Origin of the sequence: Salinibacterium hongtaonis (genome assembly GCF_003065485.1) — a bacterium.
GTDB lineage: Bacteria > Actinomycetota > Actinomycetes > Actinomycetales > Microbacteriaceae > Homoserinimonas > Homoserinimonas hongtaonis.
On sequence record NZ_CP026951.1, the window covers coordinates 1,946,852 to 1,962,969 of the forward strand.

General features: G+C 63.6%; 14 protein-coding genes. 3 read left to right on the forward strand and 11 right to left on the reverse strand.

Annotated features, from left to right (window positions below):
- Positions 1-122 precede the first annotated feature (122 nt).
- A complete protein-coding gene (locus tag C2138_RS09375) occupies positions 123-1,673 on the forward strand; it encodes a succinic semialdehyde dehydrogenase (protein ID WP_108517326.1) in 1,551 nt (516 codons plus the stop codon).
- A 10-nt stretch (positions 1,674-1,683) separates the two neighbouring features.
- Here C2138_RS09375 and C2138_RS09380 read toward each other — a convergent pair whose 3' ends face one another.
- A complete protein-coding gene (locus tag C2138_RS09380; RefSeq protein WP_108517328.1) occupies positions 1,684-2,064 on the reverse strand; it encodes a twin-arginine translocase TatA/TatE family subunit in 381 nt (126 codons plus the stop codon).
- 77 nt (positions 2,065-2,141) lie between these two features.
- Here C2138_RS09380 and C2138_RS09385 point away from each other — a divergent pair, with 77 nt between their 5' ends.
- Entirely contained in the window at positions 2,142-2,777 is a 636-nt protein-coding gene (locus C2138_RS09385) for an O-methyltransferase (protein ID WP_108517330.1), read from the forward strand.
- A gap of 25 nt (positions 2,778-2,802) precedes the next feature.
- On the opposite strand, the gene C2138_RS09390 is transcribed toward C2138_RS09385, so the two are convergent.
- Positions 2,803-2,976, reverse strand: a complete 174-nt coding sequence (locus C2138_RS09390; RefSeq protein WP_108517332.1) for a DUF3117 domain-containing protein — start codon at positions 2,974-2,976, stop codon at positions 2,803-2,805.
- 91 nt (positions 2,977-3,067) lie between these two features.
- The gene (dapE, locus tag C2138_RS09395; RefSeq protein WP_108517334.1) at positions 3,068-4,168 is read right to left on the reverse strand and encodes a succinyl-diaminopimelate desuccinylase; all 1,101 of its coding nucleotides are present in this window, start codon (positions 4,166-4,168) and stop codon (positions 3,068-3,070) included.
- Positions 4,169-4,200: 32 nt separating this feature from the next.
- Between dapE and dapD the strand changes: the two genes are divergently transcribed.
- Positions 4,201-5,139, forward strand: coding sequence for a 2,3,4,5-tetrahydropyridine-2,6-dicarboxylate N-succinyltransferase (gene dapD, locus C2138_RS09400; RefSeq protein ID WP_108517336.1), 939 nt, complete (start codon positions 4,201-4,203; stop codon positions 5,137-5,139).
- Positions 5,140-5,455: 316 nt separating this feature from the next.
- Here dapD and C2138_RS09405 read toward each other — a convergent pair whose 3' ends face one another.
- From C2138_RS09405 to C2138_RS09440, 8 genes are all read right to left on the reverse strand, one after another.
- Positions 5,456-6,757, reverse strand: a complete 1,302-nt coding sequence (locus tag C2138_RS09405; RefSeq protein WP_108517338.1) for a citrate synthase — start codon at positions 6,755-6,757, stop codon at positions 5,456-5,458.
- A 92-nt stretch (positions 6,758-6,849) separates the two neighbouring features.
- Positions 6,850-7,176, reverse strand: coding sequence for a ferredoxin (gene fdxA / locus C2138_RS09410; protein ID WP_108517340.1), 327 nt, complete (start codon positions 7,174-7,176; stop codon positions 6,850-6,852).
- Positions 7,173-8,429, reverse strand: a complete 1,257-nt coding sequence (locus tag C2138_RS09415; protein WP_108517342.1) for a PIG-L family deacetylase — start codon at positions 8,427-8,429, stop codon at positions 7,173-7,175. Before C2138_RS09415 ends, fdxA begins: the two co-directional genes overlap by 4 nt.
- A gap of 38 nt (positions 8,430-8,467) precedes the next feature.
- Positions 8,468-9,193 (reverse strand): TIGR00645 family protein, encoded by a 726-nt coding sequence (locus C2138_RS09420; RefSeq protein WP_108517344.1) that lies wholly within the window; start codon positions 9,191-9,193, stop codon positions 8,468-8,470.
- Positions 9,190-9,945 (reverse strand): TIGR00645 family protein, encoded by a 756-nt coding sequence (locus C2138_RS09425; protein ID WP_108517346.1) that lies wholly within the window; start codon positions 9,943-9,945, stop codon positions 9,190-9,192. The genes C2138_RS09420 and C2138_RS09425 overlap by 4 nt, the downstream gene beginning before the upstream one ends.
- A gap of 531 nt (positions 9,946-10,476) precedes the next feature.
- Entirely contained in the window at positions 10,477-12,384 is a 1,908-nt protein-coding gene (gene typA / locus C2138_RS09430; protein ID WP_108517348.1) for a translational GTPase TypA, read from the reverse strand.
- Positions 12,385-12,483: 99 nt separating this feature from the next.
- On the reverse strand, positions 12,484-14,328 hold the full coding sequence (locus C2138_RS09435) for an ABC transporter substrate-binding protein (protein WP_159078193.1): 1,845 nt from the start codon (positions 14,326-14,328) through the stop codon (positions 12,484-12,486).
- A gap of 45 nt (positions 14,329-14,373) precedes the next feature.
- Positions 14,374-16,110 (reverse strand): ABC transporter ATP-binding protein, encoded by a 1,737-nt coding sequence (locus tag C2138_RS09440; RefSeq protein ID WP_108517351.1) that lies wholly within the window; start codon positions 16,108-16,110, stop codon positions 14,374-14,376.
- Positions 16,111-16,118: the final 8 nt, after the last annotated feature.

Here is a 16,118-nt window from a genome sequence, read left to right on the forward strand (position 1 = left end):
TTTACCCTCCAACTCGCGGGATGACAACATAGTCAGCATAGGCCGGGTCGCCAGCGAGAGAGCCGCCCGATTCCGCCAAGAATTCGAAGGGATCACTCGATCGGCGGCCCTAGGATGAGCCCATGCCAGGAGCTCTCATCACAGCCGAGGTCGCACGAGACCTAACCCGCGACATCCGCTCCACCCGCGGGCAGACCGTCGACGTTATCGCGCCGTTCACCGGCCAGGTGCTGCACTCGTTGCCACTGAGTTCTGTGCCGGATGTGGTGGAGGCCGCGTCCTCGGCCCGGCTTGCGCAGATCGCCTGGCAGCGTGCGGGCTTCGCTCACCGCCGCAGGGTGCTCATCAAGGCCCACGACCTGCTGCTGGAGCGCCGGCAGATGCTGCTCGATGCTGTGCAGTCCGAAACGGGCAAGACCAGAGGGCAAGCGTTCGAGGAGGTGTTCCAGGCGGCCAACGTGACGCGCTACTACGCGCTGGGGGCCGCGTCGATTCTCCGTCCTGGTGCCCGCAGGTCGGGCATTCCGGTTGTGCTTACCACGAAGGTCGACTACCGACCCAAGGGCGTTATCGGAGTAATCACCCCCTGGAACTTTCCCCTCAGCCTCTCAATCATGGATGTCATCCCTGCGCTTGCTGCCGGCAACGGCGTCGTGCAGAAGGCCGACAACCAGGGGGCGCTGAGCGTGCTCGCGTCGCGCCGAGCCTTCATCGACGCAGGAGTGCCAGAGGAGCTCTGGCAGGTCGTCACGGGGCCCGGCTCCGAAATCGGCACCGCCGTGACCGACGTCGCCGACTATGTGTGCTTCACCGGCTCGACCGCCACCGGCCGCACGGTTGCCATGCGAGCAGCAGAGCGGCTTGTGGGGGCGTCCCTCGAACTCGGGGGCAAGAACCCGCTCATCGTTCTCGACGATGTCGACCCCGAGAAGGCCGCGGCCGACGCCGTCTACGCCTGTTTCGCGTCGATGGGCCAGCTGTGTGTCTCGATCGAACGCATCATCGTGCAGCGCGGTGTCGCCGACGACTTCATCGCAGCGTTCGTACGCAGGGTCTCGGCACTCTCGATTGGCCCGGCATTCGACTACACGACCGATGCCGGATCACTCACGCTGCCATCGCAGCTCGAAACGACGCAACGGCACATCGCCGATGCCGTCGCCAAGGGAGCGACGGTACTCACCGGCGGCGCAGCCCTCCCCCATATCGGCCCTCTCTTCTTCGAGCCGACAGTGCTCGCCGACGTCACTCCAGAAATGGAGTGTTTCGCCACGGAAACCTTTGGCCCGGTCGTATCGGTCAGCATCGTCGACACCGATGAGGAGGCCATCGTTGCCGCCAACGACTCGGAATACGGACTCAATTCGGCAATTTTTGCTCGGTCGTTGACTCGTGCTCGCCGCATCGCCAGCGCCCTGGACAGCGGCAGCGTGAATATTAACGAGGGATACCGCGCCGCATTCTCTGCCGTCGACGCCCCCATGGGCGGCGCCAAGCAGTCAGGGCTCGGCCGACGCAATGGTCCAGAAGGCCTTCTGAGATTCGTAGAATCGCGCACCGTGGCGCGCAACACGGGAATCATGGCCCTCCCCCGCACGGGAGCGGAGTTCGCGCCTCTGGCGGGCGTCATGACCGCCCTACTCGTGACGCTGCGCACCATCCGCAGGCGCTAGCGGCGGCCTCCTAGGTCGCTTCTGAGTCGAAGGGCGCCGCGGCGCCTGCCTCTGCCAGTCCTAGGCGCTTCTGCGCTGCCGACTCCACCGGTCGAGAACGCGTCGGGGGCTTGACCGCAACCGGAGCCGCTGCTCCCTCGTCATCGAGCAACGCCTCGCGGATGATTCGGCGTGGGTCGTACTGGCGCGGGTCGAGCTTTTGCCAGTCAACGTCGTTGAACTCTGGGCCCATCTCGTCGCGCAGACGATCCTTGGCACCGCTGGCCATATTCTTGAGCGATTTAACCAGGCGAGCGAGTTGCGCAGCGTAGTGCGGCAGCTTTTCGGGGCCAAGCACGAAGACCGCGATGATCGCAATCAACAGCAGCTTCTCGAAAGTTAGGCCAGGCACTCGTTCAGAATAACGTGATCGCCTGGACTTGACCCGTATCCTTGGGTGAGCCCGTTTCGAGAGGGCAGGGAGCAAGCGTGTCAGAGAAAGATTCAAACTGGAGATTCGTCGACGAGGTCGTCGTCGAAAGCCCTGTCATTCAGCAGGCGCGGCAGCATTCCCTCGAGCTCGGAATTGAGCCGATCGCCCCATCGATCGGCGCTCAGATCGCGCTCATCGCGGCAGCGACCTCCGCAACGACCATGATCGAGATCGGCACGGGCGCTGGCGTCAGCGGTCTCTGGCTGATGCAGGGCGCCCCGGATGCGATCCTCACGTCGATCGACATCGAGCCAGATCATCAGCAGGTGGCCCGCAAGCACTTTGCCGACGCCGACATCCCCGCCAATCGCACCCGCCTCATCACGGGGCGTTCGAGAGATGTTCTGCCGCGCATGAACGAGCAGTCCTACGACATCGTTCTGATCGACGGCGATCCCAAGGCGGTCATCGAGAACGTCGAGCACGGGCTGCGCCTGGTTCGCCCCGGCGGCACTGTGCTGGTTCCTCACGCACTCTGGCACGATCGCGTCGCCGACCCCACCAAGCGAGACGACACGACGGCGAACTTCCGAGCCATCCTGAAGGAGACTTCGGAGTCCGCCGCCGTGCTGAGCGCTCTATCGCCTGCTGGCGACGGTTTGCTTCAGTTGACTCCGGTGCGGTCCTCTTAGACCTCACCAGAGGGTGTCAGTCGGGTCAGCTGACTGTGACGACTCCTGCGAGTGCGTCGTGGAGTTCCTTAGCCTCGGCGTCGTTCACCGACACAACGAGACGTCCTCCGCCTTCGAGGGGGACGCGCACGATGATGAGACGACCCTCCTTAACAGCCTCCATTGGTCCGTCTCCGGTCCTCGGTTTCATGGCCGCCATGAATAGTCCCCTTTCGTGGATGTCTTCCTATTATTCCGTAAGTGAGTCATATGCGGAAAACGAGCGATATCGTGGCGCGCCCAAGAAGGGGTCAGACGGCCCCGGCAAGCCAGCGACGAAGGCCGGTTTCGCAGCCCGTGATCTGCTCAAGAGCAACGCGCTCATCGTCGGCATGAGCCTTCAGAGGGTCGCCGGGCCCATAGTTGACAGCGGGGACTCCCAACGCTGAGAAGCGGGCAACATCGGTCCAGCCGTACTTGGGATGGGCGGATGCTCCCACCGCGGCGAGGAACTCCTGCGACAGCGGGGAGTCGAGCCCAGGGCGTGCCCCTTCGGCGCGGTCGACGACCGTGATGTCGAATCCCTCGAACACCTCGCGAAGGTGTTGCTCCGCCTCGTCGGCCGAGCGGCTGGGCGCAAAACGGTAGTTGATGTGAACCATGCACTCGTCGGGGATCACATTGCCGGCGATACCGCCGGAAATCCCCACGGCGTTGAGCCCCTCGCGGTAAACAAGACCCTCGACCTCGACCTCCCGCGGCACGTAGTCCACGAGACGATTGAGGATCGGGGTGGCGGCGTGAATCGCATTCTTGCCCACCCAGGCTCGCGCGGAGTGCGCGCGCAGACCAAAGGTGCGCACCTCGATGCGCATGTTGCCGTTGCACCCACCCTCAACCTCAGATCGGGTGGGCTCGCCCAGAATGGCGAAGTCGCCTTTCAGCAGCTCTGGATGGGTCAGAGCCAGCCTGCCCAGCCCGTTGAGGTCATCCGAAACCTCTTCGTGGTCGTACCAAATCCAGGTGATGTCAATGCTCGGGTTCGTGAGCTCAGCGGCGAGCTTGACCTGCACCGCAACCCCGGCCTTCATGTCAACGGTGCCCCTGCCCCACAGGTAGTCAACACCGTCGATCGTCTCGAAGCGAGTCGGCAGATTGTCGTTGATGGGAACCGTGTCGATATGACCCGCGATCACCACACGGCGATCACGACCGAGGTTGGTTCTCGCGACTACGGCGTCCCCGAGCCGCAACACCTCAAGGTGTTCCAAACCGGCGAGCGAGTGCTCGATCGCGTCGGCAATCGCCTTCTCGTTACCCGAGACAGACGGGATATCGCACAGCTGCCGAGTGATCTCGATCGAGCCTGCCGACAGATCCAAGAGAGGGGCCGTGCTAGCGGGGGAAGACATCTCCTCATCCTATTCGCCAGTAATCTTGAGGTATGACTTCTGCTGCCTGGGGCTACGGCCTCGCCACCATCTCCGGCGACGGAACGGTGCTCGACACTTGGTTCCCCTCCCCCTCGCTCGGCGCCCGACCGAGTTCAATCGACCCCCACATTGCACCGACTGAGTTCGAAGAGCTGCGTCGCGTCGATGAGCGCCGCAATGTGCGCGTCGAGTTCGTCACCGTCGAGATCGATCTCGACGCTGCGCCCGCCTCGACCCAGGACGCGTACCTGCGCCTGCACCTGCTCAGCCACCTCCTCGTCGCCCCCAACACGATCAACCTCGACGGCATCTTCGGCGTGCTGCCCGCCGTCGTGTGGACCAACGCTGGCCCCGTGCATCCGGATGACTTCGCTCGCCTGCGTCCGACGCTGCAGCGCCACGGGATCAGCGCTCACAGCGTCGACAAATTCCCCCGCCTCGTCGACTATGTCTCCCCCGCCGGCGTGCGCATCGCCGATGCCAACCGCGTCCGCCTTGGTGCCCACCTGGCACCCGGCACCACGGTCATGCACGAGGGCTTCGTGAACTTTAATGCGGGCACTCTCGGCTCGTCCATGGTCGAGGGCCGCATCTCTCAGGGTGTTGTCGTGGGAGACGGCTCCGACATCGGCGGCGGCGCATCCATCATGGGCACGCTCAGCGGCGGCGGCACAGAGCGCATCTCCGTAGGCCAGCGCGCCCTCTTGGGCGCCAACTCTGGCATCGGCATCTCGGTCGGCGACGACAGCGTGATCGAAGCCGGCCTCTACGTGACCGCGGGCACCAAGGTGCTGGTGCTCGATGGCAGCGAGGGCGGCACGACCATGAAGGCCGTAGAGCTCTCTGGCGTGCCCAACCTGCTCTTTCGTCGCAACTCGGCAACCGGTGCCGTTGAGGTCATCCCCCGCAGCGGGACCGGCATCGAACTCAACGCGGCTCTGCACGCCTAGAGGGTTCGGGATGCACGCCCGGTCTCGGGGGGCTCGACCGGGCGTGCTCTCCGCACTTCTGCGGAGCGCCACAGCGAAGGGGAACGCTGCGCACTGACTCGATCCGACTGACTACCCAGTTGCCGACCGCAGGCTTTTGCACCGCGCACGCGCGCGGCACGGCAATTCTGTCAGCGGGCCCAATAAAGGGAAACACGAACAGCTCGGATGTAACCCGGATTGGGGCGGACCTTTGGTTCCCCATCGCGCCACCCAGCATGACGAAGAAATGCCCCAGTTCGAGTGAACTGGGGCATTTCTGCTGCGGCTGAGCTAACTATCGCTCGGTCGGCCAATCACGCTGCGGCTCACCGATGTAGAGCTGCTGCGGGCGACCAATCTTGGTCTTGGGGTCAGAGTTTGACTCGCGCCACTGTGCGATCCATCCCGGCAACCGGCCAATGGCAAAGAGCACGGTGAACATGCGCGTCGGAAAGCCCATGGCCTTGTAGATGACACCCGTGTAGAAGTCCACGTTGGGGTAGAGCTTGCGCTCGATGAAGTAGTCATCGGCCAGGGCCACTGCCTCAAGCTCCATCGCAATGTCGAGCAGCTCGTCCTTGATGCCGAGCGCAGCGAGAACCTCGTGGGCGCTCTCCTTGACGAGACGGGCCCGCGGGTCGAAGTTCTTGTAGACGCGGTGCCCGAAACCCATAAGACGGATGCCGTCTTCTTTGTTCTTGACCCGCTGAACGAACTTCTCGACGCCCTCGCCAGACTCCTTGATCTGCTCGAGCATCGTGAGCACGGCCTCGTTGGCTCCACCGTGAAGCGGGCCGTAGAGAGCGTTAATGCCGGCGGAAACCGAGGCGAACAGGTTGGCTTCTGTAGATCCGACGAGGCGCACGGTCGACGTGGACGCGTTCTGCTCGTGGTCTTCGTGGAGGATCAGCAGACGCTCGAGTGCGGTCGCGAGAACCGGGTTGACCTCGTAGGGCTCCGCCATATTGCCGAAGTTCATCTTGAGGAAGTTCTCGACGAAGCTCAGGCTGTTGTCGGGATAGAGGAACGCCTGGCCGAGGCTCTTCTTGTGGGCATAAGCCGCGATCGTCGGCAGCTTGGCCAGAAGGCGAATCGTGGAGATCTCGACCTGCTCGGGGTCGTGAACATCCAAGGAGTCCTGGTAGTACGTCGAGAGAGCCGACACGGCGCTCGACAGCACCGACATCGGATGCGCGTTGTGCGGGAGAGCGTCGAAGAATCGCTTGAGGTCTTCGTGCAGCAGCGTGTGCCGCCGAATCTTCTCCTCGAACTCCTCGAGTTCTGAAGCGCTCGGAAGCTCTCCATAAATCAGGAGCCAGGCGGTCTCGAGGTACGTGGAATTCTTGGCGACATCCTCGATCGAGTACCCGCGGTAGCGCAAGATTCCCTGATCACCATCGATGTAGGTGATCTCGCTCTTCGTCGAAGCGGTGTTGACAAAACCCTGGTCGAGGGTTGTGTATCCCGTTTGTTTGGTGAGCGTTGAGATGTCGATGCTGTTAGCACCATCGACACTCGTGAGGATAGGGAATTCGGCAGTGCCTCCGGGGTAGTGGAGCGTGGCCTTGTCGGCGTCGTTGATGGCAGCGTCGTTCACACATACAGCCTAGAGGGGGTTTGTGGCTCCAGTCGCACCCACCAAAGGAAAATGCCTTTGCTTGGGCATCTTCTCTAAAATTCGGCCGTTTTTTATGCGGCGGGGCCCTGAGGCGGGAGCGCGGCGACGAGGGGGTGATCCTTGTGAATCACTCCGACCTTGGCAGCACCGCCGGGCGAGCCGAGGTCGTCGAAGAACTCCACATTGGCCTTGTAGTAGTCGGCCCACACCTCGGGGGTGTCGTCTTCGTAGTAGATCGCCTCAACGGGACACACTGGCTCGCACGCACCACAGTCAACGCATTCATCGGGGTGGATGTAGAGCATCCGGTCGCCCTCGTAGATGCAGTCAACGGGGCATTCGTCGACACATGCGCGGTCTTTGACATCGACGCACGGAAGAGCGATGACATATGTCACTGCGAGGGTCCCTCCTGAATGGTGTGAACTACCATCCTATCGCGGCGAGGCAAGGGCAGCTTCGGCCACGCGACCACGACGAGGGCGATGAGAAGCGGCGCGTATGCCCACACGAATCCCATGACGTTGGCCGGGATCAGAACAGATCCCCCCGGGCTCTTCTGCGAGAACACGGCGATGATCACGTTCACGCCGATCGCGGCGCTGAGCGCAACAACCCGCGTCTCGAACACCAGCCGGAACCCGACCAGCAGCATCGTGATGATAAGCAGCCCCGCGATGAGTCCGATCGGGATTGCAACCCCGCCGATGCTCCACGTCTGCTGGTGATTGATGGTGAGCACTACGCCGAGGATGGCGCCCATAGCGAGCGCCACCACCGCTGTCGTGATCCTGCCCGCCCGCGTTTCTCCCGCCGAGAGAGCACCCCGCACGGTCGCTGTGGAGGGGCCATCTGCCTCTGCCGAGGCAGAATCGATCAGTCGAAACGCCTCGCGCGTCTCGACGGGGCGTGCTGGCCCGCTCGACAGCGCAAATAGTGGGCGACCATCCGCCGACTCCGAGACGGTGATCTGCGTGGCATGGGCCCGAAGCGCCGCGACCTTAGCGGCCAGCACCTCGCTCACATCGAGCAGGTCTACGCCCTCAACGGGCTGCCCTGCCGCCTCAAGGCGATCAAGTTCGTCGACCGATTCGATAAAGGAATAGAAGGCGACTCCACTGAGCCGAGCAGCCTCGCGGGCTGCCTGGTGGGCTCGCACATGATCGGGGTGTCCGTAACCGCCGCGCTCGTCATACGAGAGCACGGCATGCGCCCCCACTGCATCGATCGCCGAGCGGATGTCCGAAACAACTTCGGCGAGATCCGCGCTGCATAACGCGTCGGCCGCGGGGTCGGCTACGGGTTCTGGGGTTCCGTCGGCGCCCCAGACCATGCCGGAGTCGGAGTATCTGCGCGGCGGCAGGCCCGCGAGCCTCGCACCCTGTTGGCCCAGGAACATGTGGCGGGTGACCCCGAGCGCCGCAAGAGCCTGCTCCAGCTCTCGCTCGCGATAGTCGGCAAGCGCTCGCCCGTCGCCTTCGAGATGCCGCAGCTCGACGGGGATGACCTCTCCCCGCTCCCCGCGGGTGCACGTCAGCAGAGTGACGTCCACGCCGTCTCGCGTGAGCAACGCCAGGGTGCCGCCGGTCGAGATCGCCTCGTCGTCGGGGTGCGCATGTACAACGAGAATTCGAACGTCGTCATGCTGCATGATTCCTGCTTTTCTTAGGGGCGAACCGTTCTAGCAAACTACCTCATTGCGCTTTGCAGGGCCTCTTCACGCTCACGGTGCGGCATCACGACGGGAATCTCGGTGTGGGAGCCTGGATGCCCTCCCACCGTGATCCCGGCCTGCATCTCACGCAGACGAAGGCGACGATCGCGAAAGTCGTCCTTCACGTTCCAGCGGTCGATCATCGCCAGTCCCACCGCTGAGGCAATGAACACCATATGGATGACGACCTGCCACAGCACGCCGGATGACGTGTAGGTCTCCCCCGTGAGATCGGTGGTGTCGGCCCCGAGGTCGGCGACCTCGATGAAGGTCTTCAACAGGTGAATGGACGAGATGCCGATGATCGACATCGCCAGCTTGGTCTTGAGAACGTTGGAGTTAACGTGAGAGAGCCACTCCGGGCGATCCGGGTTCTTGTCGAGGTTCAGCTTGGAGACGAAGGTCTCGTAGCCGCCGATGATCGTCATGATCATCAGGTTCGCGATCATCACGACATCGATCAGCCCCAGCACGCCGAGCATGACCACGGATGCCTGAATCTTGGTCGGGTCAGCGAGAACGTCTTGAGCAAGGTGCACAAGCTCGAAGAGGAACACCACAACGTAGACGACCTGGGCATAGATCAGGCCGAGATAGAGGGGCGCCTGCAACCAGCGGGAGAGAAAGATGATGCCGCCGATCGACGTCACCCAGCGATTGCGTGCCTGCGCTTTAGTGGTCGGCGCGGTGATGTCGCTCATGAGCGATCTCCTTCGGTGGTCGATGCGGATGTCGAGAGGGCCGCAGGTGCAGCATTCGCGCGATCACGAGCAGCCACCAACTGGAGCATTTCGTGCTCCTCCAGCAGAAGCTCTCGCTCTTCAAATTCAGCCTTTGACCCCCACCGGTCGATATAGGCAAGCCCGATGGCCGACAGGATGAACGCAGCGTGGATGACGACCTGCCACAGCACCCCAGACTCCGTGTACACGGCTCCGTGTTCGAAGTGGGCATCCTCGGCACCCAGATCAGCAGCCTCGATGAACGTCTTAAGCAGGTGGATCGACGAGATACCGATGATGGACATCGCCAGCTTCGTCTTGAGCACGTTTGCGTTGACGTGGGAAAGCCACTCCGGCTTGTCTGGATTCTCATCCAGATCCATCTTCGAGACGAACGTCTCGTAGCCGCCGATGACGACCATGATCACGAGGTTCGCGACCATCACAACATCCACCAGCCCGAGAACTGACAGCATGATGAGGTTCTGGTCGACCGCACCGCCACTCGCAAAGGTCTCTTCTGTGATCTTCACGATCTCATTGATGAAGACGACCGCGTAGAGCCCCTGGGCGACAATGAGGCCGAGATAGAGCGGCGCCTGGAGCCACCGCGAAAGAAAGATCAGCCCTCCGAGCGACTCCAACGGGCTGACCCGCCGGCCGCCCTCTCCCGCTGCGGACTTGGCTTGCCGTGGCGCTGTGCTGCGCTCTGCTGGTGGTTGAGCTTTCATGTGTGGAGCTTTCGGATTGAAACGAGCGGGACGTCGAACACCCTGCGAAGACCCGAGCGCCACGGAGCGCACGAAGCACTCCTGCTCTCAAGCGAAGCGCATCATGGCAGGTCGGATCGACAGGCTCCGGCGCGGGCAATCGTTGGCAGCGCCGAGAGCACACAGGCCGGATAGACGAGGCTCCGGGACATCGCTAACTCGACCTGCTGGGGGTGTGATGGGCGCCGCACGGAGAGCGGTAACCATCGGTGCAGATTGGCCCGCTGGGGTAAGAACGCCACTAGCCGGTCGCCGACCTCCGCGAGGCTTCACGGGCGGTCCTGCGGCCAGCGCAAGGCCAAGGTCACAATCTGTTCACAGAAAGCGTATTAGAGGCGCAGGATGCCCCGCGGCCAGAAGGTGACCCCAAAAAGGGGAAGCGAAGGGCCGCGCATGCCCTCGTTAAACGCCGAAGGGCGGCCCCACCAATGATGGGACCGCCCTGCGATGCGGAGCTGCGTTTATTTACGCATTCTGCTTCGCTGCGTTTATTTACGCATTCTGCTTCTTCAAACGCGAGGTCTTGCGAGCGCGCGCGTTGGCGTCGAGCTCGACCTTGCGAATGCGCACGAACTCAGGAGTTACCTCAACGCACTCGTCCTCGCGGGCGAACTCTAGGCACTCTTCGAGCGTGAGCTTGCGCGACGGGGTCATGCGCTCGAACGAGTCCGAGGTCGACTGACGCATGTTGGTCAGCTGCTTCTCCTTGGTGATGTTCACGTCCATGTCGTCGGCGCGCGAGTTCTCGCCCACAACCATGCCTTCGTAGACCTCCTGCGTCGGCTCGACGAAGAACGTCATGCGCTCCTGCAAGGCAACCATGGCGAACGGGGTGGCAACACCGGCACGGTCGGCAACGATCGAGCCGTTGACGCGGGTCGTGATCTCGCCAGCCCACGGCTCGTAGCCATGAGCAACCGCGTTCGCGATGCCCTCGCCGCGGGTCGTGGTCATGAACTCCGAACGGAAGCCGATGAGGCCACGCGAAGGAACGATGAACTCCATGCGGACCCAGCCGGTGCCGTGGTTGGCCATGGCCTCCATGCGGCCCTTGCGCGAGGCAAGAAGCTGCGTGATGGCACCGAGGTGCTCCTCGGGGGTGTCGATGGTCAGGTGCTCGAAGGGCTCGTGGACCTTGCCGTCGATCTGCTTGACGACTACCTGCGGCTTGCCGACGGTGAGCTCGAAGCCCTCGCGGCGCATCTGCTCGACCAGGATGGCGAGCGCGAGCTCTCCACGGCCCTGAACCTCCCACGCGTCCGGGCGACCGACGTCGACGAGCTTGAGCGAGACGTTACCGACGAGCTCCTTGTCGAGGCGGTCCTTGACCATGCGGGCGGTGAGCTTGTGGCCCTTGACCTTGCCGATGAGCGGCGACGTGTTCGTGCCGATCGTCATCGAGATCGCGGGGTCGTCAACCGTGATGGTCGGCAGCGGGCGCACGTCGTTGGGGTCAGCGAGGGTCTCGCCGATGAAGATGTCTTCGAAACCGGCAACAGCGACGATGTCGCCGGGGCCAGCGCTCTCGGCCGGGTAGCGGTCGAGAGCCTTCGTGATGAGCAGCTCCGTGACGCGGGTGTTCGAGACGGTGCCGTCCTTCTTGACCCAGGCAACGGTCTGGCCCTTTTTGATTGTGCCGTTGAAGACACGGAGCAGGGCGAGACGGCCGAGGAACGGCGAGGAGTCGAGGTTGGTGACCCAGGCCTGCAGCGGGTGCTCGTCGTCGTACGTGGGCGCGGGAACGTGCTTGAGGATCGCGTCGAACAGCGGCTCAAGGTCGTCGTTGTCGGGCAGGGTGCCATCTTCTGGCTTGTTCCAGCTCGCTGCGCCATTGCGACCAGATGCGTAGACAACAGGAACGTTGAGGATCGCGTCGAGGTCGAGGTCGGGGTGCTCGTCGGCCATGTCGCTCGCCAGACCGAGAAGGAGATCCTGGCTTTCGCTCACGACGGCGTCGATGCGAGCATCCGGACGGTCGGTCTTGTTGACGAGAAGGATGACGGGGAGCTTGGCTTCAAGTGCCTTACGGAGCACGAAGCGGGTCTGGGGCAGGGGGCCCTCACTGGCGTCAACGAGCAGAACGACACCGTCGACCATGCTGAGGCCGCGCTCGACCTCACCACCGAAGTCGGCGTGGCCGGGGGTGTCGATGACGTTGATGACGATGGGGCCGTCGGTGGCGTGAACGCCCTTGTACGAGATCGCGGTGTTCTTCGCGAGGATCGTGATGCCCTTTTCGCGCTCGAGCTCGTTCGAGTCCATGGCACGTTCTTCGAGGTGTGCGTGGTCAGCGAAAGAGTTCGTCTGACGCAGCATGGCGTCGACGAGCGTCGTCTTGCCGTGGTCGACGTGGGCGACGATAGCGACGTTACGCAGGTCAGAGCGGGTGGCAATTGCCATAGAAGTAGTGTCCTCGAGACTGATGATGGGAAAAGGGATCGGGCGCAGTCACCGCTGCCCTACACGGTCAAGTGTACCGCGTAGAGAAACCCATTCCTGTTAAACGCTCGAACGCGGCATCCATTCCCACGGATTCCAGAGAACCGTGGGCGCGTAGGGGGCCACAGAGACTCCGTCAATCCGGTCGGAGGTGACCACAATCGACGTGAGTTGAAACAGCGGAAGACCCACGGCATCTCGCCACAGGTGTTCGTCGACGTCGGCGAGCATGCCCGCGCGGTCGGCCGCATCATCCGTCAGCTCAAACCGCTGCAGGATGCCGTCGACGGCTTCAGAAGAATACCGCCCGTAGTTGAGGGGCGCGCCTGTGCACAGAGCCTGCGTCGCCGACTGCACCGACGTAGACGTCGAGCGCAGGCCGAAGAGCGCGGCATCCCACGAGTCGGGCGTCGCCAGCAGATTGCGCCAATCGGGGCTGGAGCAATCGGTGACGGCGATTCCCGCCGGCGCTGCAGCATCCCGAATCGCCATGAACTGCGCGAGTCTGCGCGGGTTGGCGGGGTCGAAGAGCACACAGATCGTTGGCGCGCCGAGGGCTGGGTTCTCGGCGGCCGCTGCGGCAATCAGCTCAGCAGGAGCTCGGGAGGTGAGGTGTTTGCGGCTGGCGGCTGTCGCCTCGACCGCATCGTCATACCCGGTTTGCCCGGGAAAGAGCGTGAACGAATCCCGCGAGACAACAGCGTTGCCGGCGTCGTCTGCATCCTGGATGAGGCGATCTTTGGGAACGGATGCCAGAAAAGCTTGCCGAACGAGCGGGTGTTCCACCGCTCCGTTGGCGCTGCGCTCAAGCCTGAGCTGCAGCACCTCCCCCGTTCCGGTCGTGACTCGGGACGAGGCGAGCCCCGACGCGTCGATCGCGGCGACCACGTCGGGAGACGACTGGGGGGCGAGCACATCGAGCTCCCCCGCCGAGGCCGAAGCCACGGCCTGCAACGGATCGGAAATGTAGCGAACCTCGATCGTCTCGAACTGAGGAAGGTGATCGCCCTGGTACTCACGGTTGACCGCGAGGGTGAGACCGTCGTCGCCGATAGCCGCGATCGAATACGGGCCAGAACCGACAAAGCGGGCCGGGTCGGAGTCTGCTGCAACCGTGAAGCCCGAGGTCCACGCCCGGGAGAGCGGTGCCAGCGCCGTCGCATCTCTCGTTGCTATGGCCTGGGCAACGCTCTGCTTGAGGCTCCCCGCATCCGCGCCGCCCGCAGCGCCAGCCTCACTCCCCTGCCCTGCCACGTCTGCGACAACGTGGGCGGGCAGGCCCACAGAGAACACCAGCTGCCAGTCGGCGACGAACTCATCGAAGGTCAGGGTTAGAGAGCGACCATCGTCTGACACCTCAGGGACCTCGGTGACCCGGTCGAGCCCATTGGAGGTAAAGCCGTCGAAGAACACGACATCGTCGGGAATCGTGTCGTCGAACATCCCGGTCTGCACGTCGAGGTGGGCCTCGGCATCAAACCCGGCCGTGTTGAGCGCCCGAGAGTTGGCAGCCCACGAGAGCAAAAGGTCGGCAGCATCGACTTCGACGCCATCGCTCCACCGCACCCCATCGGCGATCGTGTACCGCACCCTGAGCGGATCATCCGAAACCTTAACGATGGTGCCGAACGACTCGTCGGGCACGGGGTCGCCGTTCTCATCCCACGACACAAACGACGAGTTCGTGGCAGCCACGACACTCGCATTGGTGCCGACCGCGCTGCCGAAACCGGTCGCCGCGTTGAAGGAGGTGAAAGCTTCGGCAACGGCCACCGTGACGGTGCTGCCCTCGGCGACCCGAGAGCCGGGGGTGCACCCGGCCAGCGCCACCGCAGCGATGACAACCGCCGCGACAGCAGCCCGCTTCTTCAGGATGATTTCCTTCTCCCCATGGACGTCAACCAACAATGCTCGGCGACGCGCTAGAGCAGAGCTGTGACCGTTAAGCGGCTAGCGCTGGCCGTGACGGATCTCGCGGCGCACGCGCTGCTCGACCGGGTCGGGAATCGGGACGGCCTGGATAAGGCGCTGCGTGTAGGCCTCCTTGGGCGCGCGCAGAATCTGATCGCGCGTGCCCTGCTCTACGAGCTTGCCGCGGTGCAGCACCGCGATGCGGTCGGCCATGCCATCGACGACCGCAAGGTCGTGGCTGATGAAGAGGCAGGCAAAGCCGTATTCGCGCTGCAGTTGGCGCAGCAGCTCAAGCACCGTGGCCTGAACCGAAACATCGAGCGCGGATGTGGGCTCGTCGGCCACCAGCAGGCGCGGCTTGAGCGCAAGCGCACGGGCGATGCCAACGCGCTGCTTCTGACCACCGGAGAGCTCGTGGGGGAACCGGTTGCGGTAGGACCGCGGCAGGTTCACATCGTCGAGAAGCGCCTCGACGCGCCGGTCGAGAGCGGCACCCTTGGCCTCCCCCGCAAGCAGCAGGGGCTCGCCGATCGACTCGCCAATCGGCAGTCGCGGGTTGAGCGACGACGAAGGATCTTGAAACACGATGCCCACCTTGCGGCGGAGCGTCTTAATGACCTTGCGGTCGGCCTTGCTGATGTCGGTGTCGACGACAACGAGCGACCCATCGGCGATGGGCTGCAATCCGATTGCGGCGCGGCCGATAGTGGACTTGCCAGAACCGGACTCGCCGACGAGGCCCAGAATCTCGCCCTCGGCGATCTGCAGGGTCACATCGTCGACCGCGCGGAAAGCGCCAACGCGGCCCTGCTTGCCGTAGACGATTCCCACATTCTTGAGGCTCAGCACGGTCGGCGCGGTGATTACGGGCGCTGCCGGCACATCGATCTCGTCGATCGAGCCCTCCGCGATGTCTGCCTCGGTCTCGATCACGTTGATCGCCTCGTGGCCGGCTACCGCCTCGCCGAGGCGGGGCACAGCGGCCAGAAGCGCCTGAGTATAAGGATGCTGCGGCGTGTTGAAGATGGCGTTGACATCGCCCTGTTCAACGATTTCGCCATCCTTCATCACGACGATCCAGTCGGCAAGGTCGGCAACGACGCCCATGTCGTGGGTGATGAGCAGAATGGCGGCGTCGAACGTGTCGCGAAGGTTGCGCAGCAGATCGAGGATTTCGGCCTGCACCGTGACGTCGAGCGCGGTTGTCGGCTCGTCTGCGATGAGCAGAGTCGGGTCGCAGCTCAGCGCCTGAGCAATCATGGCGCGCTGGCGCTGGCCGCCCGAGAGCTGGTGGGGATACGACTTAAACGCCTTCTCTGGGTCCGGCAGACCGACAAGGCCAAGAAGCTCGCGCGCCCTCGCAGCGGCGTCGCTCGGCGTGACGTTGCGGTGGGCGCGAACGGCCTCGACAAGCTGGAAGCCCACCGTGTAGACGGGGTTGAGAGCGGTCATCGGCTCCTGGAAGATCGCCGCGACATCGTCGCCTCGCACCGCTCGCATCTGCTTGGTGGAGAGCGTCGTGAGCTCACGACCGTTGACCGAGATGCTGCCCCTGACCCGGCTGTTCTTGGGCAGCAGATCGAGGATCGCCATCGAGCTTGCGCTCTTTCCCGAACCAGATTCGCCGACGACAGCGATGACCTGGCCTCGGCCGATCTCGTAGTTCAGCTTCTTAGCTGCGGGAACCCACACACCATCGACCGCGAAGTCGACGCTGAGATCGGTGACACGCAGAGCCGGAACATCCGACCGCTCGGGGCGCTGATCCATCACCATGACAACCT